The organism is Synechococcus sp. R55.7 (assembly GCF_047461955.1).
Lineage (GTDB): Bacteria > Cyanobacteriota > Cyanobacteriia > Thermostichales > Thermostichaceae > Thermostichus.
This window is the reverse complement of record NZ_JANSIC010000338.1, coordinates 1-1,529: the sequence shown is the minus strand read 5'-3', so window position 1 is coordinate 1,529 and position 1,529 is coordinate 1. Positions and strand designations below refer to the sequence as shown.

General features: G+C 62.1%; 2 protein-coding genes. Both read left to right on the top strand.

What is annotated here, in order from left to right:
- On the top strand, nt 1-809 hold an 809-nt coding region (locus NW820_RS12315), incomplete at its 5' end, for an anti-sigma factor domain-containing protein (protein WP_414407635.1).
- A gap of 1 nt (nt 810) precedes the next feature.
- The gene (locus NW820_RS12310) at nt 811-1,497 is read left to right on the top strand and encodes a VanW family protein (RefSeq protein ID WP_414407634.1); all 687 of its coding nucleotides are present in this window, start codon (nt 811-813) and stop codon (nt 1,495-1,497) included.
- Nucleotides 1,498-1,529 lie beyond the last annotated feature (32 nt).

Here is a 1,529-nt window from a genome sequence, read left to right as displayed (position 1 = left end):
GCGGGACGGAGTCCTTTCGCGTCGGCGGGACGGAGTCCTTATCCACCTCGCCCCCTTTAACAGAGGAACGGGAAGAACTGGCCGGCTATCTGCTGGGGGACTTGTCTCCCGAGCAGGCGAGTGCTCTAGAGGCACGCCTAACTCAAGACCCTCGGCTGGTGGCCGAACTGCAAGCCTTGCAAGAAACCTTGGAATTGTTGCCCTACGGATTGCCAGGAGTGCTCCCGCCCGCCAGCTTGCGCGACCAGGTGATGGCAGAGGTGGGGGCTATGGGCTTGCGCGAGCAGGAGATGGCAGTCCCCCTTCACTCTCCACTGCCTGCTTTTGGGGTGGGGTGGCGCTGGTTGGGAGGCTTGGTGGCGGCAATTTTGGTTCTGCTCAGCTTGGACAACTGGCGACTGCGGCAAGCTCTGCAACTGGCCCAGCTAGAATCGGTGCGGGCATTATCCCATCTCTTGCAACAGCCGGGATCCCGTCTGGTGCATTTGCAGGGGGAGGCGGGGACGGCCAACGTGCTGTTTCGCCCAGGAGACTGGCAGGAGGTTATCTTGGCCGCACGGGATCTGCCCCAACCGGTGGCGGGGGAGCGCTACTCCCTCTGGCTCAAGCTGGATAATGGCGAGTTCCTCCACTGTGGTGACTTTCAGGTGGATGCTCAAGGCTCTGCTCTGGTGGCCCTACGCCCATCCCGCACGTTGCCGGCAGGTACCCGCGCCCAAGAGCTGCTGGTCGCGACCGGTTCCCGCCAACTGCCCGCTCGCGCTACTCGGACGGAGTCCTTGAAACCCCTTCTGACGGGCAAGGTGTGAGGTGAGAGGAAGGGTTGACCTGCGGAGGTTGGCTGTGCTGGTGGGGGCGCTACTGGCCCTTCTGGCCTTGTGGTGGACGGATCCCACGCCAACAACCCTAAGCCAATACGTTACTTCTTTGCAGGAGCGCACTCCTTCTCAACTCCACAACATTCGCCGAGCCGTCCAAAGCCTGGATGGAGTTTACATCATGCCTGCGACACGCTCACGGGAACAGGCAGAAGTGATTTTTTCCTTCAACCAAGTGGTGGGGCCGCGCAGCCTGGAACGAGGCTATGTGCCCGCGCCGGTGTTTATGGTGGCCGAAACCCTGGATTCGGTTGGGGGAGGAATCTGTCAGGTGTCCTCTAGCCTTTACAATGCCGCTCTGTTGGCAGGGCTGGAGGTGGTGGAGAGGCACCCCCATTACCGGCAGGTAGAGTCGGTGCCCCCTGGCTTAGATGCCACCGTTTGGTACGGCTTGGCCGACCTCAAGCTGCGCAACCCTTTCCCCTGGCCGGTGCGCCTACGAGTTCAGATCCGCGGCCCAAACCTGATTGTGTCCGTGCTGGGACGGGGATCCCGCCACGCCCTGAGGATCCCACCCATCCGTGTAGAGCGGCACCGGCTGGATCCCCAGCATTTGCAGGTGAGCGTGTATCGGGGTAACGAGCGCCTCTCCCAAGATCGCTATGTCGTTGCTCCCTAGCCTCTCATCGCGCCAGCGGGACGGAGTCCTTT